This is a genomic window from Flectobacillus sp. BAB-3569 (genome assembly GCF_002270355.1).
In the GTDB taxonomy this organism is placed as follows: domain Bacteria; phylum Bacteroidota; class Bacteroidia; order Cytophagales; family Spirosomataceae; genus Flectobacillus; species Flectobacillus roseus.
Genome location: NZ_NJFZ01000003.1, coordinates 71,539 through 97,889, shown reverse-complemented (window position 1 = coordinate 97,889; position 26,351 = coordinate 71,539). Strand labels below are relative to the sequence as shown.

At 37.8% G+C, this 26,351-nt stretch carries 18 protein-coding genes and 1 pseudogene; 7 read left to right on the top strand and 12 right to left on the bottom strand.

The window, feature by feature from the left end; translation table 11 throughout:
• Nucleotides 1–207 precede the first annotated feature (207 nt).
• The 3 genes from BWI92_RS28800 to BWI92_RS01210 all read left to right on the top strand — a co-directional run bounded on the left by BWI92_RS28800 (nt 208) and on the right by BWI92_RS01210 (nt 5,644).
• Nucleotides 208–585, top strand: a complete 378-nt coding sequence (locus BWI92_RS28800; protein WP_409024741.1) for a homocysteine S-methyltransferase family protein — start codon at nt 208–210, stop codon at nt 583–585.
• Entirely contained in the window at nt 549–3,977 is a 3,429-nt protein-coding gene (metH, locus tag BWI92_RS01215) for a methionine synthase (protein WP_409024742.1), read from the top strand. Before BWI92_RS28800 ends, metH begins: the two co-directional genes overlap by 37 nt.
• A 572-nt stretch (nt 3,978–4,549) precedes the next feature.
• Nucleotides 4,550–5,644 carry an MBL fold metallo-hydrolase gene (locus BWI92_RS01210; RefSeq protein WP_095160609.1) on the top strand — a complete coding sequence of 365 codons (1,095 nt, stop codon included), beginning with the start codon at nt 4,550–4,552 and terminating at the stop codon, nt 5,642–5,644.
• Between the two features lie 189 nt (nt 5,645–5,833).
• On the opposite strand, the gene BWI92_RS01205 is transcribed toward BWI92_RS01210, so the two are convergent.
• On the bottom strand, nt 5,834–6,190 hold the full coding sequence (locus BWI92_RS01205) for a transmembrane 220 family protein (protein ID WP_095160302.1): 357 nt from the start codon (nt 6,188–6,190) through the stop codon (nt 5,834–5,836).
• Between the two features lie 184 nt (nt 6,191–6,374).
• On the opposite strand from BWI92_RS01205, the gene BWI92_RS01200 reads away from it, so the two are divergent.
• Both BWI92_RS01200 and BWI92_RS01195 read left to right on the top strand, forming a co-directional pair.
• Nucleotides 6,375–8,156, top strand: coding sequence for a hypothetical protein (locus BWI92_RS01200; RefSeq protein ID WP_141234665.1), 1,782 nt, complete (start codon nt 6,375–6,377; stop codon nt 8,154–8,156).
• Between the two features lie 371 nt (nt 8,157–8,527).
• On the top strand, nt 8,528–10,489 hold the full coding sequence (locus tag BWI92_RS01195; protein ID WP_095160300.1) for a hypothetical protein: 1,962 nt from the start codon (nt 8,528–8,530) through the stop codon (nt 10,487–10,489).
• Between the two features lie 101 nt (nt 10,490–10,590).
• On the opposite strand, the gene BWI92_RS01190 is transcribed toward BWI92_RS01195, so the two are convergent.
• Nucleotides 10,591–11,319 (bottom strand): tetratricopeptide repeat protein, encoded by a 729-nt coding sequence (locus BWI92_RS01190; RefSeq protein WP_095160299.1) that lies wholly within the window; start codon nt 11,317–11,319, stop codon nt 10,591–10,593.
• A 385-nt stretch (nt 11,320–11,704) separates the two neighbouring features.
• Between BWI92_RS01190 and fsa the strand changes: the two genes are divergently transcribed.
• Complete coding sequence (gene fsa, locus BWI92_RS01185; protein WP_095160298.1) at nt 11,705–12,361, top strand: fructose-6-phosphate aldolase; 657 nt, start codon at nt 11,705–11,707, stop codon at nt 12,359–12,361.
• Nucleotides 12,362–12,515: 154 nt separating this feature from the next.
• Nucleotides 12,516–13,196 carry a cell division ATP-binding protein FtsE gene (locus BWI92_RS01180; RefSeq protein ID WP_095160608.1) on the top strand — a complete coding sequence of 227 codons (681 nt, stop codon included), beginning with the start codon at nt 12,516–12,518 and terminating at the stop codon, nt 13,194–13,196.
• A 221-nt stretch (nt 13,197–13,417) separates the two neighbouring features.
• Here BWI92_RS01180 and BWI92_RS01175 read toward each other — a convergent pair.
• From BWI92_RS01175 to BWI92_RS01130, 10 genes and pseudogenes are all read right to left on the bottom strand, one after another.
• A pseudogene (locus tag BWI92_RS01175) lies at nt 13,418–14,982 on the bottom strand (response regulator).
• Between the two features lie 247 nt (nt 14,983–15,229).
• Nucleotides 15,230–17,251, bottom strand: coding sequence for a helix-hairpin-helix domain-containing protein (locus BWI92_RS01170; protein WP_095160297.1), 2,022 nt, complete (start codon nt 17,249–17,251; stop codon nt 15,230–15,232).
• Between the two features lie 103 nt (nt 17,252–17,354).
• Entirely contained in the window at nt 17,355–18,521 is a 1,167-nt protein-coding gene (locus BWI92_RS01165; protein WP_095160296.1) for a hypothetical protein, read from the bottom strand.
• Between the two features lie 356 nt (nt 18,522–18,877).
• Nucleotides 18,878–19,609 (bottom strand): ribonuclease III, encoded by a 732-nt coding sequence (gene rnc, locus BWI92_RS01160; RefSeq protein WP_095160295.1) that lies wholly within the window; start codon nt 19,607–19,609, stop codon nt 18,878–18,880.
• 85 nt (nt 19,610–19,694) lie between these two features.
• Entirely contained in the window at nt 19,695–20,942 is a 1,248-nt protein-coding gene (gene fabF, locus BWI92_RS01155) for a beta-ketoacyl-ACP synthase II (protein WP_095160294.1), read from the bottom strand.
• A gap of 320 nt (nt 20,943–21,262) precedes the next feature.
• On the bottom strand, nt 21,263–21,499 hold the full coding sequence (locus tag BWI92_RS01150; protein ID WP_095160293.1) for an acyl carrier protein: 237 nt from the start codon (nt 21,497–21,499) through the stop codon (nt 21,263–21,265).
• A gap of 243 nt (nt 21,500–21,742) precedes the next feature.
• Nucleotides 21,743–22,654, bottom strand: a complete 912-nt coding sequence (locus tag BWI92_RS01145) for an ROK family protein (protein ID WP_095160292.1) — start codon at nt 22,652–22,654, stop codon at nt 21,743–21,745.
• A gap of 267 nt (nt 22,655–22,921) precedes the next feature.
• Nucleotides 22,922–23,425 carry a YkgJ family cysteine cluster protein gene (locus BWI92_RS01140; protein ID WP_095160291.1) on the bottom strand — a complete coding sequence of 168 codons (504 nt, stop codon included), beginning with the start codon at nt 23,423–23,425 and terminating at the stop codon, nt 22,922–22,924.
• Nucleotides 23,426–23,436: 11 nt separating this feature from the next.
• On the bottom strand, nt 23,437–25,293 hold the full coding sequence (locus tag BWI92_RS01135; protein WP_176464330.1) for a T9SS type A sorting domain-containing protein: 1,857 nt from the start codon (nt 25,291–25,293) through the stop codon (nt 23,437–23,439).
• A gap of 19 nt (nt 25,294–25,312) precedes the next feature.
• On the bottom strand, nt 25,313–25,888 hold the full coding sequence (locus BWI92_RS01130; RefSeq protein WP_095160607.1) for a thymidine kinase: 576 nt from the start codon (nt 25,886–25,888) through the stop codon (nt 25,313–25,315).
• Nucleotides 25,889–26,351: the final 463 nt, after the last annotated feature.

The following is a 26,351-nucleotide window of genomic DNA, read 5'->3' as shown; positions in this document are numbered from 1 at the left end:
ACATCTAATTTAAAAGAAGCAATAAACAAATATTATCTTTTGATGTAACTTTGTAGAAGTAGATTCGAGTTGTAGGCTTTTAGCTAGAAAAATAAAGTAATACAAGGAACCTATTTCAGGAAAGTATATTCTAAAATAGTCATTCTTTTAGCTAGGAGTTTATTTGAAAACACATTACCGATAAAATTATAATTAACCAGAAAACTGATGCGTCCGAACATCCGTGAAATCTTAAAAGATAGAATCCTTGTACTAGATGGTGCAATGGGTTCTTTGATCCAACAATATAAATTGACTGATGCTGATTACCGTGGTGAAAAATTCAAAGATTTTCCTCACGAAGTAAAAGGCAACAACGATATGCTTTCGATTACTCGTCCTGATGTAATCAAAGAAATTCATGCCATGTATTTTGAGGCTGGTGCTGATATTGCTGAAACCAACACGTTTTCGGCAACGTCTATTGCTATGGCTGATTATCACATGGAAGAATATGTGTACGAACTTAATTACTGCTCAGCCAAAATTGCTCGTGAAGTAGCAGATGAATTTACGGCAAAAATCCTGCTAAACCTCGTTTCGTAACAGGTTCTATCGGGCCTACTAACCGTACTTTGTCTCTTTCTCCAGATGTAAATGACCCTGGTTTTCGCGCAGTAACATTTGATGAATTAGTAGAGGCCTATACCGAGCAAATTCGTGGTTTGGTGGATGGTGGCGCAGATGCATTATTGGTTGAAACAATTTTCGATACCTTAAATGCTAAAGCTGCCCTATTTGCGATTGATTTATTCTTCAAAAATCATCCAGAAAAAGAATATCTTCCAGTAATGGTTTCAGGAACGATTACGGATGCTTCGGGTCGTACGTTGTCGGGACAAACAACAGAAGCATTTTTGACCTCTGTTTCGCACATGCCATTGTTATCTATTGGCTTAAACTGTGCTCTCGGTGCCGATTTGATGCGTCCTTATGTTCAAACACTTGCTGTAAATGCGCCTTTCATGGTTTCGGCTCACCCAAATGCAGGTTTGCCAAACGAAATGGGAGAATACGACCAGTCGCCTGAGCAAATGAGTGAGATTGTGGAAGACTTCTTACAACATAGCTTTATTAATATTATCGGAGGTTGTTGCGGAACAACTCCAGCGCATATTAAAGCTATTGCGGAAGTTGCGGCAAAATATCCTCCTCGTCAGCTTCCAGCACTTGAGCCTGTTCAAAAACTATCAGGATTGGAGCCTTTGAAAATTACCAAAGAGACCAATTTTGTGAACGTTGGAGAGCGCTGTAATGTAACTGGTTCGAAAAAGTTTGCACGTTTAATCCGTGACAATAAATACGATGAAGCGATTGCCGTTGCACGTGAGCAAGTAGACGGAGGCGCTCAAGTAATAGATGTGAACATGGATGAAGGGATGATCGATGGTGTACAAGCTATGACCAAGTTCATGAATCTCTTGATGGCAGAACCAGATATTGCTCGTTTGCCCATTATGATTGACTCTTCGAAATGGGAAGTGATTGAAGCTGGTTTGAAATGCGTGCAAGGAAAGTCTATTGTAAACTCGATTTCATTAAAAGAAGGCGTTGAAAAATTCATAGAATCAGCCGAAAAAGTAAAACGTTATGGAGCCGCTGCGGTAGTTATGGCATTTGACGAACAAGGTCAAGCTGACTCTTACGAGCGTCGTATCGAAATCTGCGAACGTGCCTATCGTATCTTGGTAGATGAAGTACATTTCCCTCCAGAAGACATTATTTTTGACCCTAATATCTTGACTGTTGCAACAGGTATCGACGACCACAACAATTATGCGGTAGACTTTATTAATGCAACACGTTGGATTAAAGAAAACCTTCCTTATGCTAAGGTATCAGGAGGTGTTTCGAATATCTCATTCTCTTTCAGAGGAAATGAACCTGTAAGAGAGGCAATGCATACGGTATTTTTATACTATGCCATCAAAGCAGGTATGGATATGGGTATTGTAAACGCTGGTCAATTAGGCGTTTATGATGATATCCCTAAAGATATGTTGGAGCTTTGCGAGGATGTATTATTAAACCGTCGTCCAGACTCAACAGAGCGTTTGGTAACATTTGCTGAAACAGTAAAATCAAAAGGTAAAGAGCAAGTTATAGACAATAGCTGGCGCCAATTGCCAGTAGGCAAACGCTTGGAACACGCTCTTATCAAAGGACTTACCGAATTTATCGACCAAGATGTAGAAGAAGCTCGTCAGCAAGTAGAAAGACCTTTACAAGTAATTGAAGGCCCATTGATGGACGGTATGAACGTTGTGGGTGACTTGTTTGGGGAAGGAAAAATGTTCCTACCACAAGTAGTAAAATCGGCACGTGTAATGAAAAAAGCGGTGGCTTATCTCCTTCCATTTATTGAAGAAGAAAAAGCAGGTGGCGAGAGTACGAGTGCAGGTAAAATTTTGTTAGCAACGGTAAAAGGTGATGTTCACGATATTGGTAAAAATATCGTTTCGGTAGTATTGGGTTGTAACAACTACGAAGTTATCGACTTGGGCGTAATGGTGCCGACAGATAAAATCTTGGCAGCAGCTAAAGAACATAATGTGGATATCATTGGGTTATCAGGATTGATTACTCCTTCATTAGACGAAATGGTTGGAGTTGCCAAAGAAATGGAACGTCAAGGTTTCACTATGCCATTGTTGATTGGTGGTGCTACTACGTCACGTATCCATACGGCGGTAAAAATTGACCCACATTATCATGGTCCAGTAATTCACGTATTGGATGCTTCTCGTTCGGTTCCTGTGGCGGGTCGTTTGATGCAAAATGAAAAAACGCACCAAGAAATTTACGACGAAATTAAGACAGAATATGCTCGTCTTCGTGACGAACATGCGGGTCGTAAACGTGATAAAAATTATATTTCTATTGATGCCGCTCGTGAAAATAAAACAGCGATCGATTGGAGTAATTTCCAAGGTACAAAACCTAAATTCTTAGGAACAAAAGTATTTGAAGATTATGATATTGCCGAAATCGCTAAATATATCGACTGGACACCATTCTTCTCGACTTGGCAATTATCAGGAAAATATCCTAAAATATTTGAAAACGAAGTAGTAGGTGCAGAAGCCAAGAAACTTTATAATGATGCACAACAAATGCTTCAGAAGGTAATTTCAGAAAAGAGCCTCAAAGCACGTGCAGTTATTGGTTTTTATCCTGCCAACTCTATCGAAGATGATATCATTTTGCATCCTTTTGAGGAATATGAGTATGATGCCGCTGGACAAGGTGCATTAAAAGCTAAAGGATACAGAGTGTTGAGTAATACCGCTGTAAATAGCGAAGGAGAATTGGTATCCCCACAAGCACAAACGGTATTACATCATTTGCGCCAACAAGGACAAAAAGCTTCTAAGTTGCCAAATATCTGTTTGTCTGACTTTATTGCTCCTGAATCTAGTGGTAAAGAAGACTATATTGGAGCGTTTGCTGTTACGGCAGGTTTGGGTATCGAAACTTTGTTGGAGCAATACGAAAAAGACCATGACGACTACAACTCGATCATGCTTAAAGCCATTGCCGACCGTTTGGCAGAAGCATTTGCCGAATTGATGCATGAAAGAGTTCGTAAAGAGTTTTGGGGATATGCCAACGAAGAAACCCTCTCGAATGAAGAGTTAATTTCGGAAGAATATCAAGGTATTCGCCCTGCGCCAGGCTATCCAGCTTGTCCAGACCATACCGAAAAACGAGCATTATTTGACTTGTTACAAGCAGAAAGAATTGGCATCACGCTAACAGAAAGTTTTGCTATGTATCCTGCTAGTTCAGTTTCAGGATGGTATTTTTCACATCCTGATGCCAAATATTTTGGTTTAGGTAAAATCGCCAAAGACCAAGTAGAAGACTATGCCAAACGTAAAGGAATGGATTTGGAAACAGCCGAAAAATGGCTAGCTCCAGTGCTGAATTATGAATAGATAGAATTATTGAGTGAATGGCGATTGAGTGAATGAGTGATTATTCCTTACATCCACATTTCATTGGTCTAACGACATGTTACCATCCAAAGCGGTCGGAAAGTAATTTCTGACCGCTTTTTTATGTTACGGGACGATGCCTGACTTGGCTTAAGACGTAATATATTACGTCTCTACGGCTAGAATAATCACTAGATAAAATTGAAATTCCTAGTTCAAGACTTAGTCTTGGACTTACGTTTTTTCAGTTTAAAACTGTTAAAATAAAATTGACTAACGAAATCAAAACTACTGAATGCTTTTAGTCGTTTTGTCCAGTAATCTCAACGACGACACACTTTCCTTCTGATTATGTGTCAATACAAATAAATGAAATACTGTTAGCGAATAATTTTTTCACTCGAAAAAATAAAATGAATTTTTATTCATTATTCTTGAACTCAAATTACCTTTATTTTGTCTGTACTTAAGCGAAGTAATAATTCGTCGATAGCAATGCTTAAAATCAAGTAGTTAAAACTTTTATTACTGAGATTTCGAACTCTTTCTCTATGTTACAAAAACTTAAAAAAATGATTATTTACGTATTGGTATTTCTAGTTGTTGTTGCGCTAGGAATTTATGTATTTATGCAACAAGCACAATTTGGACAAGAACCACAAGGAAAAAGACTTGAACGTATTCAACAATCACCGTATTACAAAGATGGTGCTTTTCAAAATCTGAGCCCCACTCCTGCTTTAGCTGAGGGAGTTTCTTACTGGGATATCATCAAAGCTCAGCTCCAAACTATCCCCAATAAAGAACCGCTACAAACTATTCCGTCTGTAAAAACTGATCTTAAAAACCTATCGAACGATAGCACACAAATTATTTGGTTTGGTCATTCTTCTTACTTGATTCATACCAATGGAAAAAATATTTTGGTCGACCCAGTATTTAGTGGTAATGCTTCTCCTGTTTCATTTTTTGGTAAAAACTACGATGGAAGTAATGGGTACAGTGTAGACGACATGCCCGAAATTGATATATTGTTGATTACGCATGACCACTACGATCATTTGGATTATCCAACTGTGACAGCTTTGAAATCAAAGGTAAAAAAGGTCGTAACGTCTTTAGGTACTGGTCAGCACTTTGAATATTGGGGTTTTAATCCTGACAATATTATCGAACTAGAATGGTGGCAAAATACACAGCCTTTGGAAGGTTTCGAAATCACGTCTACACCTGCCAGACATTTCTCTGGACGTAAGTTTACGCGTAATTTGGCCTTATGGTCATCCTATGTTTTAAAGACGCCAACAGAGCAATTATATTTGGGTGGTGATTCAGGATATGACTCGCACTTCAAACAAATTGGCGAAAAATTCGGCAGTTTTGATTTAGCAATCTTAGAATGTGGCCAATATAATTATTATTGGAAATACATCCACATGATGCCAGAAGAAGTAACTCAGGCGGCAAAAGATTTGAATACCCAAGTCCTCATGCCTGTGCACTGGAGTAAATTTACTTTGGCATTACACCCTTGGAAAGAACCTATCGAGCGTGTAACCAAATCAGCAAAAGAACTTGGATTACCATTTACCAATCCAAGAATTGGCGAACCAGTCATTATAAACGGTTCATTATTACAAAATCCTTGGTGGAAAGAGGTAGAGTAAACCATTGAGTGATTTAGTGTTTGAGTGAATGTGTGATTATTTTTAATATGAATTCTACTAGTAGAGACGCAATGCTTTGCGTCTAAAGAGGTGTCATTTTGGAATATAGCATCAAAAAAGGCGTTCGAAAACCATTTCGAACGCCTTTTTTGATGAAAGCTTTTCTGCCTAATGTCTAGGGCTGACAGCCTAAAGCTTACCCAACATACTTTTCAGCAAAAATACTACATACGTACCTGTACAAATCCAAAGACCACAAGCCTCACGTGCTAATTCTTGGTTCATGGTTTTCATCGAAATCCCCTCCCCTTCTGAGAAAAAGCCTTCCCAAGCTGTCATCTGCAACCAAGTATTGAGTCCTGCCACAAAAGACATAATCGTTAGCACTACCAACAACTCTGTATTATATTTTCCTCTAAAGGCTTGTACACATACATACACAGGTACCAAATACACAGGAATCCACAGTATGGGATCAGGATCATTATATTGCCAACCAGCGAATAGCAAAAAAATCAAGGCAAAAAGCAACGCTAAATATTTCATTGTTTTAAGTAAAGGGATATTTGTGAAAATCAGATAGTTTACAATTACACCACATTCATCGACACTTATTGTTAATGATTGTTAAGGACTTTAAAATTAAAAAGATTCCCCTCATATTTCCGAAGAAAAACGAACACAATTTCGTTATAAGAGTAAATTATCATTTTTTAGAATGACACAGCCCATGGAAGTTCAATCTCAATCAGCAACTTTAGCTTTATCTATAGAAAAACCAAACTATGGATATTATCGCTTTATACTTTCGGCTTTACTGATTTTAGTAACGAAAACACTCATTTTTTCACAGAATAATCAACTCGAAACTGACAAAGGGCTTTTGCAATCGATTGCTCCTTACAGCTCTGAGGTACGTCAGTCGATATTGATGGCTAGTCAAAATCAAAATGTTTTAGACAGAGCACAACAAATCCGTACTCGTAGCCAAAAATCTTTTCAAGATTTAATCAAAGGTTTTGGTCAAAAAGAACAAGGATATTTCTATGAAGTAACTCGCTATCCAAACGTTTTGAACACTTTTGCCACAAACACTAGTCTTCGCCGTACTGATGTTGAAGATTTGGTGTCAAATACTAGCTCAATTCTCAAGGATAATGCTTGGTCATTATATCGTAGCAACCGTGATGTGATTGTTCAAATTTACCAGCTCAATCAAAATGCTGACCAAGAGTATCAGCAAATGATTCAAAGTCTCGACCCTAGTACACAATCGGCTTTTCGTCAATTGGCTAATTATCCTGACGTAATGACATTAATGTCTGATAACAGAGACTTAACTGCGCGTTTGGGACAACGTTATACGAACGACCGTGAAGGTTTGAATAAGGAATTAGCCGAATTACATGACTCTATGGTGGCACAACGTCAGTACGATGTAGCCGAATACAAGAAAAAGCTCAATGACAATCCAGATGCAGCCAAAGAACTAGACCAAGCTGCTGAGGAATATGCACAAAGTAATAATTACGTTTTGCCCAATCGTGATCAAGACGTTTATATTACGAATAACTATTACAACACCAATCCTAGTCGTGTATATTATTCAAATCCTTACTCATACTGGTGCGGTTATCCTTACTGGTACACAACCCCACTTTGGTACCCAAGCTCTTACTGGTATGATTTCAGATTTTCATTTGGCATAGGAAGCGTTGGGCTTTATGGATATGCCTCTTATGGCTTTGCTGACTGGTTCTATTATGGTGGCTATTATCGTCGTTACCCTGTTCTTTATGGCTCGTTTGGTAATTATTATCGCAATTACGTAAACTATTATTATGGACGCCCTAGTCGTTATTACTATGCTGGTCGCCCAATTCCTTACCGTAATTATGACCGTGATAGATATTACGGCAATAACGGTCGCTCAAACAACGGTTATTATCGCAATTCAAACCCAAATTATGGAGGGGGCAACCGTGGCAATGATTACAATTATGGCAATCGAGGTAACTACGGCAACAGTAGTCGCTCAAACGGAGATTATAACAATGGCAGAGGGGGAGGATACAGCCCACGCAGCGGAAACGCCGAACGTCCTTCTGATGGTAATGTAAATAGCTGGAGAGACTACAGCAATAATGGAGGCAATCGCGGAGGAAACAACTCTGATAGAGGTGGAAGTTACGGAGGTAACAATAGTGCCAATAATGGAGTTTACAATGGTAATGGAGGAGGTAGCCCTTATGGAGGGAATAGTGGAGGACGCTCGGGCGCTGAAGCTGGCCGAAACGGTGGTTCATACAATGGTGGTGGTTCGTTTGGCGGTGGAAACTCGGGTGGCGGGCGCTCAGGCACTGAAGCTGGCCGAAGCGGTGGTTCATACAACGGCAGTGGTTCGTTTGGTGGTGGAAACTCGGGTGGTGGGCGTAGCATCGGTGGCTCAGGAAATGGCGGTGGCCAAAGCTCGAATGGCGGCGGAGGTGGTCGCTCACGAGGACCAAGATAGATAACTGATTAATTTTGAAAAGGCATAGAGGTTCAAGGGTGAAGCATTATTTCTTACTTCAAAAATGAATTTCTATGCCTTTTATTTTTCTCATTTTCATACGTTAGTGTGCAAAATAAAATTTAAGATTATGCTTAGGGCTTTCAGTTATCGGCTTTCGGCGGTGGGTTTTGGAAAAAAGCATGGCTGTGGGCAATAAAAAACATTTGAACACTCTGTGCCTTGTGCCTGTTGCCTTATGCCTAAAACACAAAAGTCAAATCAATTCTGCACTATTACTTATTCTACAATAAACCTCTGATTGATAACCTTTATATTTACTCTAAACTCTTTTAATAGTTCGATATTACAATTTAACAACCTAATAACTGATGAAAACTCCTATTCTACAAACGCTTTCGAAAATGCGTAAAATCGCCATTTTCTCCGTTATTTTATCGCTCATTTCTACCTGTCAAAATTGGTCTATTGCTCAAAATGACACAACTTCTGTCGTACTGAGACCAGAGAAAATCTTATTCCAGCTTAACAAAAATACCTACATTGCTGGAGAGGACATACAACTGGAAGCAACGATTTTTGATGCGGAATCTCTTCAAGCCTCCTCGCTAAGTGTTCCTTTGTATATTGATTTGGTTTATCCCAAAACTGGAACTGTGGTAGACCGATGGATATTCAAAATTAAAGATGGTCAAGTAAAGCACACACTTAAAACAGATGCTAAATTAGCCTCAGGTATTTACACGGTTAGAGTGTATACCAATTGGGCCAGAAACTTTTTCATCCCACAGCAAAACCTAACCATATTGAATATCAACTACGAAAAGGATATTTCTACGACCAAGATAGATACCAATATTCGCTTTTTCGACCAGCCCATTGCCCAAACATGGAACAGAATCGCATTTGAGGTAAAAGATAACTTTGGCAATCCCATCGAAGAAAAGGTATGGCTTATGAGCAATCAAAAAGATACTCTAATAGCTATCCAGACCAATAAACAAGGCATTGGCACAATGGAATTTCAGCCATCACTTCAAGATATTTACCAACTTAAATTGGGTAATAAAGTCCTGCCATTACCTTCAACCCTTGCTAGTGGCAATACCATCTTAGTTGATAAAATACCTGAAAGTGACTTGCTTAAAATCAGAGTACAAAATGTAAAGCCTGTTAGAGACAATCTACTTTTACTCATTCACCAGCAAGGGAAAATAATCAATCAACTTTCTGTATTTTCTCCAAAAAACTCTACAAGAATAGATTTCAATACCAAAGACATAGCGCCAGGTATTATCAACTTCTCCCTTGTTGATGCCAACATGGAAGTACTGTGTCAGAAAATGTATTACCTAGAGCAACCTAGCATTGATTCCACAAAGAAAAAATGGTTACTAGATACAGAAACTGGTAGTAAGTTGAGCCATTTATCCAGTGACGATATCAATCTTCAACTCCTCACGCTTGAAAATAAACTATACAAACTAGAAAAAAACAAACATTATCAATATTTCCCTCAAGATAATATCGAAGTAAAAGGGAAGTTACTATCAAATCCTAAAGTCAACCCCAAAAAGCTTAGTGTAACCATGCTTTTGGAAAGTAATGACATACCTGCGTCCTTTACTTCAGGGATTCATTTTGCAGAAATGGAAGAAAGCGGTTTATTTACGTTTCACCATTTAGACTTTTATAATCAGGCGACTGCTACCATATCTGTGCAAAATCAAAAAGAATCGTTTCCCTTTAAAATTGATGAAGACTATATTGCTCCAATCCAGATTGATGCTCTAGAAATTGATTGGCGCTTATTCAAAGCTCCCAAAATCCAAGAAGAACTGAAGATTGCACAGAAGGAGACTTTTGAGAAGCTTCAAAAAGTAGATATAGAAAAATCTACGGAGTTAAAAGAGGTAATAGTTAAGGGAAAATCCAATACTAAAAAATATGACATGAACCTCTTTTCGAGAGAACCTACACAATCTATTGATATTCAAAAACGCTTTTTGGGACAGAGCTTTATGGGTAATTACTACAAACAATTCATAGGCCCAAGAGCCGTAAAATATATGCCTACTTTGATTATCAAGTACTTTCTTGATGGATTCGAAATAAGCCCTGATATGCTCGACCAAACTACACTTCCAATGGGGCATATCTCACGGATGGATATTTATGATGGCTATGAAGCCTCCATTTATGGTGCAAATATAGTCGTAGCGTTCAAATCAAGAGATGGTTCTCAACCTGTAGCCACAACTTCATTTTCAGAAAAGAATAAACAAAATAAGTTTACTGTGCAAGGTTATACAAAGTCCGCGGAAATAAGGTAAATAGGCATAATCTTTTCTTTTATTCGTAAAAAACAAACAGGCACAAAGCATCAGCTATAAAACCACCAATACCTTGTGCCTGTCCTCTCTTTGACTAATTATTATTTACAATAAGTCTCCAACGCTGTCTTCGCATCAGGATAACCCAAGCGATTTGCTTGTTTGAGATTCATACAACTTGCGTCAGAGTTTCCCAATTTTTGGTAGGCTAAGCCCAAGCCATAATAAGCTTTTGCAAATTGAGCATCAATTTTTACAGCTTCTGTAAAATCCTTAATGGCATCTTCTAATTCAGCACTTTGAAATTTGATGTTCCCTCTGTTATACAAAGCATTGGTATCTTTAGGGTCTATTTCAAGTGCCTTATCAAAGTCATGAATTGCTTCGTCTGCTTTTTGTAAAGCCGCTTCGATGATACCTCTTTTTACGTACAACTCTGCTTCTTTAGGTGCAAGCTCTATTGCCTTAGTACAATCTTCATAAGCACCTTGCCAGTTAGATTGCTCCATTTTAATTGAGGCACGGTTAAAAAATGGTTTGTAATTGCTAGCATCTAATTTGATAGCTTGCTCGTAATCCAAAAGAGCATTGGTGTAATCTTTCAATTCGAAATATGCAGCACCACGCATATTGAAAGCAGCAGCGCTTTGGGCATCCTTATCAATAGCTTGATTGAGGTATTCGATAGCTTCTTTAGCTTTTCCTTTTTGTAATTCTCCCTTTGCTTTTTCTAAAAAAGCCTCCGCCGAACCTGTACAAGCAGTCATCCAACCCATCAAAACAGGAAAAATCATCGACAAAGCGATTTTTTTTATTACTTTTTTTCTCATTGTAATATGTTATTTAAAAAACTGGTAATCAAACCGTAATAGAATATTTAACTGTTTTTACTCAATTTTTGATAGAAATTTTTTAACAAATTTGCTACCTAGGTTTTGAAAAAACAACAAAACCTGCCATATTTGCACTGGCAAATTACCAGCTCCCTCCGAATCCCCCAGGTCTTGATCGAAGCAAGGGTAGGTTGGTTGAGCGGTGAATTTGCCATTTTTTTTTGCCCTTTCTTAAAGTAATCTCCACAACTGTTCTATACTGTTATAGATAAATCAAAATATTCCTTCTTTTCTTGCCAGCTTTTTATAATTTTGTACTCGGAAAGCTTTATCCCTTACTCTCATGCCAGAGGGTAGCCAAAAATCATAATCAAAAACAGCTATGAAGTTTTTTATTGACACAGCCAATCTCAAAGAAATCCAAGAAGCACAGGATTTAGGCGTATTAGACGGTGTAACTACCAACCCTTCATTGATGGCCAAAGAAGGTATCAGTGGTAAAAACAACGTGTTGAAGCACTACAAAGCTATCTGCGAAATCGTAGACGGTGATGTTTCAGCAGAAGTTATTGCGACAGATTTCGAAGGTATGATTCGTGAAGGCGAAGAATTAGCTGAATTGGATGATAAAATCGTTGTGAAAATCCCAATGATTAAAGATGGTGTGAAAGCACTTCGTTATTTTTCAGAAAAAGGTATCAAAACGAACTGTACTTTGATTTTCTCAGCAGGTCAAGCGTTGTTAGCTGCTAAAGCTGGAGCGTCTTATGTATCTCCATTTATCGGTCGTTTGGATGACATTTCTTTCGATGGTATTGAGCTTATCGAACAAATCCGTACAATCTATGATAACTACGGTTTCGATACTGAAATCCTTGCGGCATCAGTACGTCACCCTATTCATATCATCAAATGTGCTGAAATCGGTGCTGATGTAATGACTGGTCCTTTGTCTGCTATCACAGCGTTGTTGAAACACCCATTGACAGACATCGGTTTGGAGAAATTCTTGTCAGACCATGCTAAAACAAATGCTTAATATTTGAAAGCATTTTGATTTGATACTTTCAAAAAGGATAGGCTACGGTCTATCCTTTTTGTTTTATCTGACCATATACCAGATAAGCCTACACAAATAAACCAACCAAAAAGGCTTTTTTGTATATTTGAAAAACAAACCAAATCAACTCGATATGTTCAACGCAGAACCTGTAGTATCCTTACAGAATGCTTTTATCTATCAGAACGACAGAATCGTTTTGAACGATGTGAATTTTACAATCAATAAAGGTGAATTTGTCTTTTTAATCGGTCGCACAGGAAGTGGCAAAAGCTCCCTTCTCAAAACCTTATATGCCGATTTGTGGCTACAACAAGGCACAGCCAAAGTTGCGGGATACCAAATCGAAACTATGAAACTATCTGAACGCCCCTTCTTGCGCCGTAAAATTGGCGTAGTGTTTCAGGACTTTCAGTTGTTTATGGACAGAAATGTAAATGAAAATTTAATGTGGGTATTGGAAGCTACTGGCTGGACAGACCGTGCCAAAATGAAAACCCGTATTGCGGAGGTTCTCATGCAAGTAGGCTTGGCTTCTGCTAAAGATAAAATGCCGCATCAACTCTCGGGTGGAGAACAACAGAGGGTTGTAATTGCCAGAGCCTTATTAAACGAACCCCAAATTTTGTTTGCCGACGAACCTACAGGTAATCTCGACCCTGAAGTTTCGGCTCAGATTTTGCAACTTTTCAAGGATATTAACAAAGCAGGTACTGCTATATTGATGGCTACACACGACTTTGACATGATTCGTCAGTTTCCAGCTCGTATTTTGAAATGTGATAACGGATATGTTAAGTCAGATGATTTATAGTCATCCATTATTTAGTGAATTGAGATTGAGTGAATGAGTGATTATTTTAAAAATTTACGTTTCACTTTGCCTCGTTCTTGACCAACGATTCCAATTAGCGGGTGAATTTATTCACCCATGACAAAAAGTTTCAACATATCCATCAAAAAAGCGGTCGAGAATTACTTCTCGACCGCTTTTTTGATAAATAGTTTAACCCATAAATTAGGAATGACTCATAACTATTTTGCTGTCAAATACACAAACGGAATAATACATTCCTCCAACGAAACTCCTCCATGCTGGAAGGTATTACGATAATGGCTCACATAATGATTATAATTGTTTGGATACGCAAAGAAATAATCTTCCATAGTGAACACATACGTTGTTGAAACGTTGATTTTAGGCAAGAAAAATCTTTCTGGTTTACGACAAATCAATACATGGTCATCTGAATCCCAGTTCAAGTTTCGGCCTTGCTTATATCTCAAGTTGGTATTTACAGAACGGTCACCAACAATTTTGACAGGGTTTTGCACACGAATCATGCCATGGTCAGTAGTAATGATCAAACGACCCTTTTTCTCCGAAATCTTTTTCACTAAATCAAACAAAGGCGAGTGTGTAAACCAGCTTGCAGTGATACTACGATACCCCGACTCATCTGGTGCCAATTCCTTGATCATGGCCATGTCGGTACGTGCGTGCGAAAGCATATCCACGAAGTTATACACAATTACATTCAAGTTATTTTGCATCAAACGATTGAAGTTATCGACCAATGACTTTCCTTGGTTATTGTGAATAATTTTGTTGTAAGATGTTTTGTAACTAAGACGGCTTTTGCGAATTTGTTCTTGCAAGAAAAACTCCTCATGTTGGTTAAAACCTTCTTCGTCTTCATTATCGCCAAGATCTTGTACCCAATGCTTTGGATATTGCTTTTCGATTTCGGAAGGCATCATACCAGCAAAAATAGCATTACGAGCATACGCTGTTGTAGTAGGAAGAATAGAATAGTACGAGCTCTCCTCTTCTACGGTGAAGTAATCCTGAATTGATCCTTCCAAGATTTTCCATTGGTCATAACGTAAGTTGTCAATCAACAAGAAAAACAAAGGTGAACTTTCATTTACTAATGGAAATACCTTTTGCGCATCAATTGGTGCGACATCAAAGGTTTGTCAGCACGCGGGTCGTTCAACCAATCTTCGTAGTTTTCTTCAATAAATCTTGAAAAGTTTGAATTAGCTTCAGACTTCTGCATATTCAACACCTCTGCCATTGATTTATTCTCAGTACGGTCGATTTCTAATTCCCAGAATAGCAATTTCTTATAAATTTCTGCCCATTCTTCGTGGTTGATTCGATCTTGGTACTGCATAGCCAATTGGCGGAATTCTTGTTGATAAGAAATATTGGTTTTTTCTTCTTCCAAACGTTTTTTATCAAGAATCTTTTTTACCGAAAGTAAAATCTGATTCGGATTAAGAGGCTTAATCAGGTAATCGGCAATTTTTGAACCAATAGCCTCTTCCATAATATGCTCCTCTTCAGATTTGGTAATCATGATTACGGGCAAATTGGGCTTCATCTGCTTGATTTGAGGTAAAACCTCCAAACCAGTCATTCCAGGCATATTTTCATCAAGAAAAACTACATCAAATTTTCCTTTCTCTACCTCTTCTAGTGCATCGGCACCTGAGTTCACAGGTGTAACATCATAACCTTTGCTCTGTAAAAACATGATGTAGGGCTTCAACAAGTCGATTTCATCGTCTGCCCAAAGTATTTGGTATTGCATATTTCTCGTCTCTAGGATTGTTTCTATAAAGATAGTAACGGCAAGCAAAAGTTTATTGTTGCCTTATCTTAATTGTATAAAAGGTTTTTAACTTTTTTTAACGTATAACCTGAAAGTATTCATGACGATAGGCTAGTATTGGAATAGAACTTCAAACTATTCCAATATTCAACATCAGAAATCCGAAATTGATAACTTTTCATATCTTTCGAACACCATTACATCACATTTTCAAATCTTCAAATTACTAAAATACCCACCTTATTTGTGCTTTTACATCACTCCTATGTGGAACGGGTATCTCGTCAAGACCGCTTCCCACGGTTTCTTGGTTAATATAGTCAGTTCTTGACCATCTTAGCCAAAATGTTAAGTTTTTATTTATATCATAAGACAAAACACTGTAATAGCGCCAGCCTCGCCCATAATAAGCAGGAAAGGAAAAAGCATATTGTACGTCTTGCTCATAGGTATATTGTCGATTATCGTAATCCTGTGTCGAAAAATAGGCTATTCGCATGGCAAATGACCAAGCTCCCTTGTTCCACTTAGCATCCTGCGATACAGCCCAACCATAGGTTGCATTCTGTTTTTGAAACTTAAAAGCACTTCCCGAAATCCTAGATTGAATCGAGATATTACTGGTCAACTTATTGGAGTAATAGCTGTTAAAAGTCCAACGATATCGAGGGGTTACTTCAGTAATGGTTCGAGTTTTAGTTTTGTTATTTTCGATATAGCTTTCTTTCCAACTAAAATTTTCTTCTTTATGTTCCAATCTTAATTGCCCTGAAATTCTTGATAATTTAGAAGGTTGATAACTCAGTTTGAGTAATGTTTCAAAGCCTTGTGTACGAGGTTTATCGACTAGATATTTGTACCAAGGAAAATAAAAATAATCAACATAGGCTGTCCATTGCCAACGACGACTAGGCATAAATTTTATGCCCCAATAAATGCCCGTTTCATTGATATTCCGTGTATTTTCAGAAAAAGCATTACCGTAAAAAGAATGAAAATCAGGTGTAAACTTTCGAAATAGCAGTGACATATCCCAACGACGATTAAGGCTACCAATCGCACCTAATATTGCACCGTATCCTCCACTACTTGAGCGAGTTATCTCACCAAAAACTTGAGCAAATGACAAGGTGTAATTGTAGTAAAAACTCAGCAAAATATTTTGAAAACCTGCGAACTCATATTGATTATACGTTTTATTTGCTTTCAGTAATGATTTATCAAAATAGGTGTAATGAAGCATCATTCCCACTCGTGAAAACTCAGATTGATAGCTAAATCCACCTCCTAAGTTTGTTTCGAGTAAGGCATTTTTATCGGCTATTTCTGAAGTAGTTCTATGAAAACCAGAGGTTTGAAGCGAAGAGACATTCACTACGCCAAGTGAGTCAGGCTCTAATTGATTAGCATCTCTCGATACACGTGATATAAAGCCTAGACCTTGCCATTTTCGCCATTGAAAATTAGTGAGTACTCCTCTGAAAAAGCCTGATTCAAGCGTGGATGTATACGGGCGACCTCCCAAAGTAGGCTTACGGGTAAATAATATTGTTTCGGCACTTTTTCCTAAACTAAACCCTCCTCCTGTGGCTAGTCCTTGCCCCATTTGAAGTTGATAATCCCCTACAATAAGATTTCTCAGGATACCTTTATTTTGTATTTGTACATGAAATGATGTAAAATCAGTCCAATTGTTTTCTCCTTCATCTTTTTCAATGGTAAAACCAATACTTAAATTCTTGGGGTTGGCGTATTTGTATCGGAGTAAACTTTTAACTGGACTATCCGCATAGCGAACGATAGAAGTCTTAGTGGGTGGGCTAAAGCCTTTCTTTTCTTCCAATGTTTGACTAATACGGAGTAAAAGCCAACTTTTAGCCAGTCTTAAATCACGCCCGATTGAATTAATTTCCTGACTGCAAGTAATCAAAGGAGCTAGTTTTTTCAGCACTTCGAGGCTCAATTCTGGAATAGATTGTAATTCATAAATAGAAACAAAAGGGCCGAAGGATTTTCGGTAATCAAAAAATGCCTTTAATTGGATAGTTGATAAGATACCAAGCTCCGACAGAGACTCATAATCCACGCGATTAATATCAATTGGATTGGACTGGATTTGAAGCCAATTTTCAAAGGTTTCCTCAGAAACGCCTTCGGCTGAAGTACCCAAAATATCCTCATTGGATACCTGTGCTTGTAACTTAGGCGCAATAATGCCTAAAATGAGCAATAATATTACTTGTTTCATGGTGTAGACTCAGTTTTTAGAGTCCCAAAGGACTCATTTAGGAGTAGTTTTCTGAAACAAATATACTATTTTACTCAAAAAAAAAGCGAGAATTATCTCGCTTTTATAAACCTTGGAACTTACGCCCCACTATTTCTAAAAAGTCATTCGCTTCTTCAGCAGCCATTACCCAATTAAATTTAGGTGCTAAGACTTTATTCATTATATTTTTAGCCTCTAAATAACTAGTGCATCTATCCAAATCCTCAACTGCTCGAGTATAAGCATTAACATCTCCTTCAAACAACTTACCAATAAAGATAAACTTCTGATTTAAGCTAATAGCGTCTGCAATGCTTTTAATTTGACGATTAAAAGCCAAATCTGACAGCGGTGTGCCTTGGCTAATGACCTCTTTTCTTAGCAAATCATTGACAGTCGGTAATTCATCAGTAAAGGCATCATTTAATTTTGAAGGAATACGAATATCAGCAGGCGTACCTTCTTTGTCAATCTGTGCTTGGATGGCTGCTACAGTTGGTAGCGGCTCATGTTCTTCCTCTTCGTTTACAGTTGATACTTCTGTTTTAGCATCATCCTCGTCTTCATGTTCAACATCAAAAAATGACTGTGTCAATCGAGGACTAGCTGCACTTGGTGCCGTCACTGTGGCTGATTTCTTGTAAAAATCATCACGCTTAAATGCTAAGGTTGCATTTAGCATTTCCAAGTATTTATCTGGATTTTCAAAATCGTGATGATTGGCTAAATCATTCAACCAACCCAGTGCTGTCGTTACATACACGTGGTTTTCATCAGCTATTTTATCTTTCAATCCTTTAGCAAAAACACTGTTAATTTTAGTGTACTTTGCCAAGGTTATTATACGGTCTTTTGTTAGGGTAAATTCGGGAGACTCACGAACAAAGTCATCAAAATATTTACTTGGATCTAGTAATAGACCGATAGTATTTTTTACAGCATTGACCAACAAGGGCTCAAAATGTTCTCTATCCACCGAAATATGATGAGATACAGTATTCATATAAGCTTGTAGGGCTGCCTTTACCTCTTCATTCTCAAAATTAAAATAAGGGCTTTTGAAAGATTCTGTGTTAGATTTCCAAGTTTCGTACAAATCTCCAATCACAAATGTATTCACCTGAGCAACGTTGCTCAGTTTCATAATTTGTTGGCCTGAAATTGTATTATTTCTATTAAAAAAGTCGTCACAAACTTTGGCAGCATACTGTTTAGCGTATCGTTCTATTGCCTGAAAGTCTAACTTCATATTTTTATGGTTTGGGTTGAAACTTCTAGTTATGAATGTACGAAAGTAAAAGGATAAAAAAGAAATCTTCCCGTGAAAAGTATTTTAACTACCACTAAGAACGCAAATATTACACCAAAGATTATTCTGATGAATGAATAAAAAAATAAATCGATGTGATTCTCCTTGAAACTTTTCAATTTGCGGTTTTCCAAGATTCTCATCGAGCAAGATGATCAGAAATTGTATTCTTCGAATATTGACTAATCAAATGATAGGCCTCAAAATTATCAAAAAAATAGATGAAGTATGCTATGACAAAAACGGCCTAAGCAGGAATATCGTGCTTAGGCCGTTTTTGGGAACCCTTGGGTTTATTAACTAATTTCTAGTTTTTCACAAGCCTTCATCGCGGCAGTTTGTTCTGCCTTTTTCTTTGAATATCCCTGACCTACCGCAAAAGAATCGTCGTCAACATAAATGGTGGCGGTAAATTCTTTATTATGCTTGGCACCTTCTTCAGAAATGTCAAAGCGAATTTGTTTACCTTCACGTTGTGCCCACTCAATCACAAGAGATTTGAAATTAGGGTTATTTGACACAACTGTATCGATATCAAAATGCTGTGTAAGAATAGATTTAACAATAAATTTTCGAGTAAATTGAAAACCTTTGTCGAGATAAATAGCACCAATTAAAGCCTCTAGTGCATCGCCATACATCGATGTACGAGCCAAAACAGTGCGACGATTTCCATCGTATTCAACGAGCTTATCCAAACCAATCTTACGAGCTACTCCATTTAAGGACTCTCGGCTAACCATTCTAGAACGAATTTCTGTCAAAAATCCCTCATCTTTAAAAGGGAATTTTTTGAAAAGATATTCTGCTGTTATCATCCCTAGAACCGAGTCTCCCAAAAATTCGAGGCGTTCATTAGATTCTTTGTATCCCTTTGCTACCGTTTCCTTCGACACTGAGGAGTGCATAAATGCCAATCTGTACAGCATAATATTGGAAGGCTTCTGACCAATGATATGTTCTACAGCTTTCTTCAGCTTTTTGTCTTTCGGGTCGCTGGAAAAGAATTCTAAAATGGGTGACAACATATATTCGAAACAAAATCAAACATGCAAACTTTCGTTGTATTATTAAGCAAGAACCTCACAACGAAAGTTTGCAATATTATTCAGATTAGATTTTTCTAAAAATAACTGTGGCATTATGTCCACCGAATCCAAAGCCATTACTCAAAACGACATCAATCTTACGCGACTGAGCTTGATTTAAAGTAAGGTTCAAACGATTATCAACCGTTGGGTCTTCTGTAACGTGGTTGATTGTCGGAGGAACTAGTTGATGTTGCATAGCCAAAATAGACGCTACTGCTTCAACTGCACCTGCACCACCCAACAAGTGACCAGTCATCGATTTGGTTGAGCTAATGTTCAATTTATAAGCGTGTTCGCCAAATAATTCAACAATCGCTTTCAATTCTTGAGGGTCGCCAAGTGGAGTTGATGTACCGTGCGTATTGATGTAGTCAACTTCTTCTGGCTTGATATTAGCATCATCCAAAGCATCTTGCATTGACAACAAAGCACCATAACCTTCTGGGTGTGGAGCTGTGATATGGTAAGCATCAGAAGAGAAACCACCACCAATCATTTCAGCATAAATTTTGGCTCCACGAGCAACAGCGTGCTCATATTCTTCCAAAATCAATGCTCCAGAGCCTTCACCTACTACAAAACCATCACGGTCTTTATCATAAGGACGAGAAGCCGTTTTTGGATCATCGTTACGCTCAGACATAGCACGTAAAGCAGTAAAACCACCTACTGATGCAATTGTTACTGGCGCTTCTGAACCACCTGTTACACAAGCTTTCAAACGACCCAAACGGATATAGTTGAAAGCATCGATAATAGCATTGTTTGCTGACGAACAAGCCGAAACAGTTACGTAGTTTACACCACGGAAACCATGACGAATAGAGATAACTCCTGAAGCAGAGTCAGCAATCATTTTAGGGATGAAGAATGGGTTAAACTTTGGCGTACCGTCACCTTTCGCAAAATTGAAGCATTCATCCTCAAAAGTGCGAAGACCACCAATACCAGAGCCCCAAATAACTCCAATTTTATTTTTATCAACTTTTTCTAAGTCTAAGCCCGAATCTTTGATAGCTTCATCAGATGCAACAATTGCATACTGAGCAAAAGCATCCATTTTACGTGCTTCTTGACGTGGAATAAAGTTGTTAACATCAAAATTTTTAATCTCGCAAGCAAAGCGAGTACGAAACTTCTCAGCATCAAATTTAGTGATATAATCACTACCACTAACCCCATTTTTGAGACCTTCCCAATACTCTGGTGCTGTGTTTCCAATAGGAGTCAATGCTCCTATGCCAGTAACTACTACTCGTTTAAAGCTCATGTGGCGAAGTTGAGTTTCAAGTTCTATTAAAAGTGAAGATATTGTTAGGCGCTATTGGTGCAAAATCACCCTGAAAAAAGCATCTTGAGAGAGATAAATTTCCAGTGGCCTTGTTCACTCGAATTTCAAATATAGATGATTTTATAAATCAAACGAAGAAATATATGAATTAAGTTATAAAATCTCGCAGACGACTTGTTGATAAAAGGTTTGGAGATGGCACTTAATTACGCCTTTCAAATAAAAATGTGCTAATCTGAACAATGATTTGAGGTAAAACCATCAAATCACTCTCAAATTAGCACATACTGAAAAGTCAATTACTTAGCATGTTCTTCAAGATATGCAATAGCGTGACCAACTGTTTGGATGTTTTCAGCTTGGTCATCTGGAATTGTTACGTTGAATTCTTTTTCGAATTCCATAATCAATTCTACTGTATCCAAAGAGTCAGCACCCAAATCGTTTGTGAATGAAGCTTCTGGAGTTACTTCTGCTGCGTCAACGCCTAATTTCTCGACGATAATGCCTTTTACTTTTTCTGCAATTTCTGCCATTTTTAGAACGATTTTTGGTTAGAAAAACGGTGCAAAGATGATGATTAAAAATTAGATTGTCAAAAAATATTTCTAACAGATATTCCTAATCCTAGAATCTTTTATACTTTTTCTAGAAAGAATAAAATAATTCTTTTACTTGCTCGTTTTCCAAACCCATTTTTAAGGGAATTTTATATTTAGCCCACAAATTTAGACGTTTTTTGCCATTCTTCGAGGCTTGCTTATAGTTAATTTTTTGTACTAGAAGCACAATGAAGCTGCTCCTAACAAACCTGCGTCGTTACCCAAGGTAGCGCGCTTGATTGTTAAATCGCTTGCATGGTACTTTGTCAACCACTGATTTAGCTTGCGTTTCATGCTTGGCAGGATGTAGTCAAACGATGCTGAAAGACCACCTCCAATCAAAATCAAATTGATGTCAAGAATAGCTACTAAGTGACAAAGGTTTTCGCCTAACAACTCTCCTACTCTTTCAAATACTTGTAGCGCAAGTTTGTCATTTGCAGCAGCGGCAGCCACTAATCCCGTTGTTGAGATAGAACCATCATCTGGCAATTGTGTTTCGCCAGTGTATTCTTTTCTCATATTGTTAGCCAAATCCAACAACTCGTTTTTACCAATGTTACGTTCTAAAACTTTACCATTAGCAGATGGTGTATGCCCTGGCTCCATAGCATTACCACGACCACCTGTAAAAACTTTTTTACCGATGATAGCAGCGCCACCAACACCCGTTCCTAAAGTGATAAAAATATAGCTTTCGTCGATACGTTCTTCACCAAAATAAAACTCACCTAATGCTGCTGCATTGGCATCGTTTTCAAGATAGAAATTTACTCCTACAAATTTCTTCTCAAGCAAGTCTACCAATGGTACACGGTCAAGCTCAGGAATAGCCGTAATCTCGATTGGAGTACGACGAGTAGAGTCAATCATACCTGGCAAACCAATACCTACCTTCTTGATATGCTTGTGATCAAGTAATTGAAGGGCAATAGCCTCGGCAAGGCGGTCTTCGAAATGACCTGATTTGCGCCAGCTAACAGTATCATGACTGTAAAAATTTGAAATTTGACCAGTTTCAGAGTTAACGATACCCATTTTTACGTTCGTTCCTCCAATGTCAATACCTAAATACTCTGCTGCAGCCATCTAGTAAAATTGTAAGTTTTAAAGTTATATGTATGATTAGTAATTGGGATTACAGTATATTAAAATTTTTTCAAAATTACAGAAAAGTTTGTTTTTTCTATGTTATAACGAAATATTATATAGGTTTCTAGCATGTATTTAATACTAAATCAGTCATTTATTACATAACGGCTAATATCTTGCTTATAGAATATGTATTTTATTACCTTATGCCCTAAAACGACAATTCTTCTGAATACAGATACTAGATTTTAAGAAACCTTACACTTACACGATTTTGAGATTTTTCAATTGTTCTACAATTTCAAATACGGCAGGACATACCTTCGTATTTTCGAGCGTCAACTTCATAATGCCTGACATATTTTTACGGTCGGTATGTGGATATTCTCTACAGGCTCTGGGTCTTACTTCATAAATCGAACAATAATTATCTGCTCCCAAAAATGTGCATGGCGAACTATTCAGCACATAGTCTTGGTCTTTATCCAAATGCAAATACTTATCGATTAACTGTGCAGGACGCATACGCAAGTGTTTGGCAATTCTTTCAATATCTATATCTGTAAAAATTGGACTTGTCGTTTTACAACAATTGGCACAAGCCAAACAGTCAACTTCCTCAAAAATCTCTTCATGACGAGGATGAAACAATTCGTCAAGGTTTTTTACTTTTTTGGTTTTTAATCTTTCAAAAAACTTTTTGTTTTCAGGATACTTATTCAATGAAGCATCTCTAAACTCGGTGATGGTATCTTGATTGTATAGCATATTCTACAATTTTATCTGACAACGGCTATTTTGCCCATCAGAGCCTGATTGCCTTCGTCGGTACTTGTCATTACATAATATATTCCTGTCGGAACTTTGCCTCCTGTTGGATATTGTCCATTCCACACTGCCCTTGAGCCATTTGATTTGGTTTCATAAATCAAGCGACCCGCTACGTCTGTTATTTTTACTACTACATTTTCATATAATCCATCTATGGTAATCAAACCTTCATATTCTGGTCGAACAGGGTTGGGATAAATCAAGGCTTTTCCTGAAATATTGTCACCTGCTTCCATGGCTGTTCCTTGATAAGAAACCATTCCTTGGGAAGTTCGAATATATACTTCTCCTGTAGAAGGCTCTATGCCTATGTACGAAATTTGATTGCTCGGAAGTGGCGAATTTTTGACCGTAAAATTATTCACTAATTCGGTGCCATCTTCGGAAAATAAAAATACCCCATTATTGGTTCCCATCCATTTTCGATTACCTCCGTCGATGGCAATGGTCGTGACAGTTTCGTTGGCTAATAGTCTTCTTTTTTCAAAAATTGGTGTATAAGCATCCAAATTACGTCCTGAAACTACACTTGCAGGGTCGTCAAAAACGGCTACACCTGCGGTAGTTCCCACCCATATTTGTCCATATTTGTCCAAAGTCATACTGGCAACCGATGCACTTGGAAGGTTACCTTGCCCCTTACCAGTGTATAGATAGGTTCGCTTTTGGGCAGGAGTCTCTACCATGATACCTTGATAGGCGCCCAATCTTGTCCAACGATTTTTGTCAGAGTCCAGAATAATAGAATCTTTACGGTATTGAAAAAGTGTATCTTGACTCGTTGGACTATAGGATTTGTATGTGCCAGAAATGTTACTCACTAAACCATTCGCATAATCAGCTATCCAAAACTTTTGTTGACTATCCCAAAAACCATCTTGCAATTGTAAAGCCAAAGGCTCTGTCAGGCGAGAAACTGATTCGTCGGAGGTTTGGTAAACTCTCAGTACTGAGGCATTTTTAATCAGTAAATGTTGTGTATCTAAAGTAATAAGTTTGTCGATGCCAGTGGCAAATTTTAGCGTAGAAAGTAACTGTCCGTTTGTATATTTCCATAAATCACCCTCAATACTTCCTATCCACAACTGAGTACCTGTAACGCAAAGGGCACCTTTTAAGGCTGTTCCACTCGGAGATTTTAGGGTAGTCCAATTACCAAAATACTGCAAATTGACTTCATTACTGAGCGTTGCCTGACGTATTCCGATGGGTGTGGAGATATACAGAATACTTCCGACCACCACACTTTGAGATACTCCTAAAGCATTACCATTTTCACCCAGATACAAATAGGTTTCTTTCACTTCCTTTTTATCCAAATCCAATACCACTAAGCCAAAATCATAAGACATGAAGGCTGTGTTTTGGTAAAAGCTAATATCTGAAACTTTTTTTGAGCTAAGGATAGCAGTATTTTCTTCGATAAATTTGAGCGTTATAATCTGAGAAGTAGGTTCAAACTGACTATCTAGCTGTACCAAATCTAAGGCTCCTGAAGTGTATCCAATGATTAGTAATTTGAGAGAAGTATGAATCTTAATTTGGGCGATTTGGTTATTGCTCAAACCATCTAGTTTGGTCAATATATTAGCCTCATTGGCAGATTTGTCATAATAAAAAAGTCCTTGCTCGGTGGCACAATAAATCAGATTACCTGCTTGTGCCAGCGCTTTTGCTTTTTTATAATTAAAATGCGTCCTCCAAGTGCCAACTGGAGTGGAGAGCTGTGCCATTGCGTTGGTTACAGTCATCTGAACCACGCAAAGTAGCATGAGAAGTTGGAATAAAGCCTGAGAAGCTGTCATTCCAACTTCGTTAGTTTTTTTATGTATGAAAACATTTGCGACATCTTGCTTCATAACTATCGGTTTCGCCCAATAGCACTTGATTTTGTGCAGGAATTTTACGGTAGGAATAATTGGCAACATCACCACAAACAACACATACCGCATGCACTTTGGTTATATACTCAGCAATGGACATAAGGCTTGGCATTGGCCCAAAAGGCTTACCTTGAAAGTCCATATCTAAACCTGCTACAATGACTCTTTTGCCAGCATCTGCCAATTGATTGGCTACATCCACGACTGATTCCTGAAAAAACTGAGCTTCATCAATACCAACCACATCGCAGTTTCCCGCCAATGAAAGCATTTCTGCTGGATCTTTTAAGGGTATCGAAGAAATAGAAGAGGCATTATGCGAAACGATATCTTCGTTATGATAACGAGTATCTACCGCGGGTTTGAAAATTTTAACGTCTTGCTTGGCGATTCTGGCGCGGTTGAGGCGACGTATCAATTCTTCTGTTTTTCCAGAAAACATTGACCCACAAATTACCTCTACCCATCCAGTCCGCTGACCTGTTTGTTGTTGATTATGATAAGGTTCGATGAACACGATTAAAAAATTTAGTCTAAAAATTGAATAAATATTAATGCAAAATAAAATTGCATTAATACGCTTTAGGCTACAAGCCGTAGGCATTAGGTAAAAAAGATTTTTTTGCCCACTAACTTAAGTACTTGAGTAAAACTAACATCATTTTACCCGCAATAGGTACTGAGCTCGTAAACTGAAAGTATAAAAGTGTTTCTAGTTTTTTGCCTAATGCCTACTGCTTACAGCCTAAAGCCTCCTATTAAGACTGCGAAGATACGACATTTTAGGCTTTCTTGTAGTTTTGAATTTTGTCCATAATGTCAGGGGTAAAACAAATTAGGAACTTGGTGTATTTTCATTTGTAAAGAAGAAATTTGCAATATGACCAGCGACTTTTTTACTTTTTTTATTATATTCGTAAAAAATCACTATAAGCTTTTGATAATTAGGTGATTTTAGTCTTTCCGCTCTAAATGTTAGT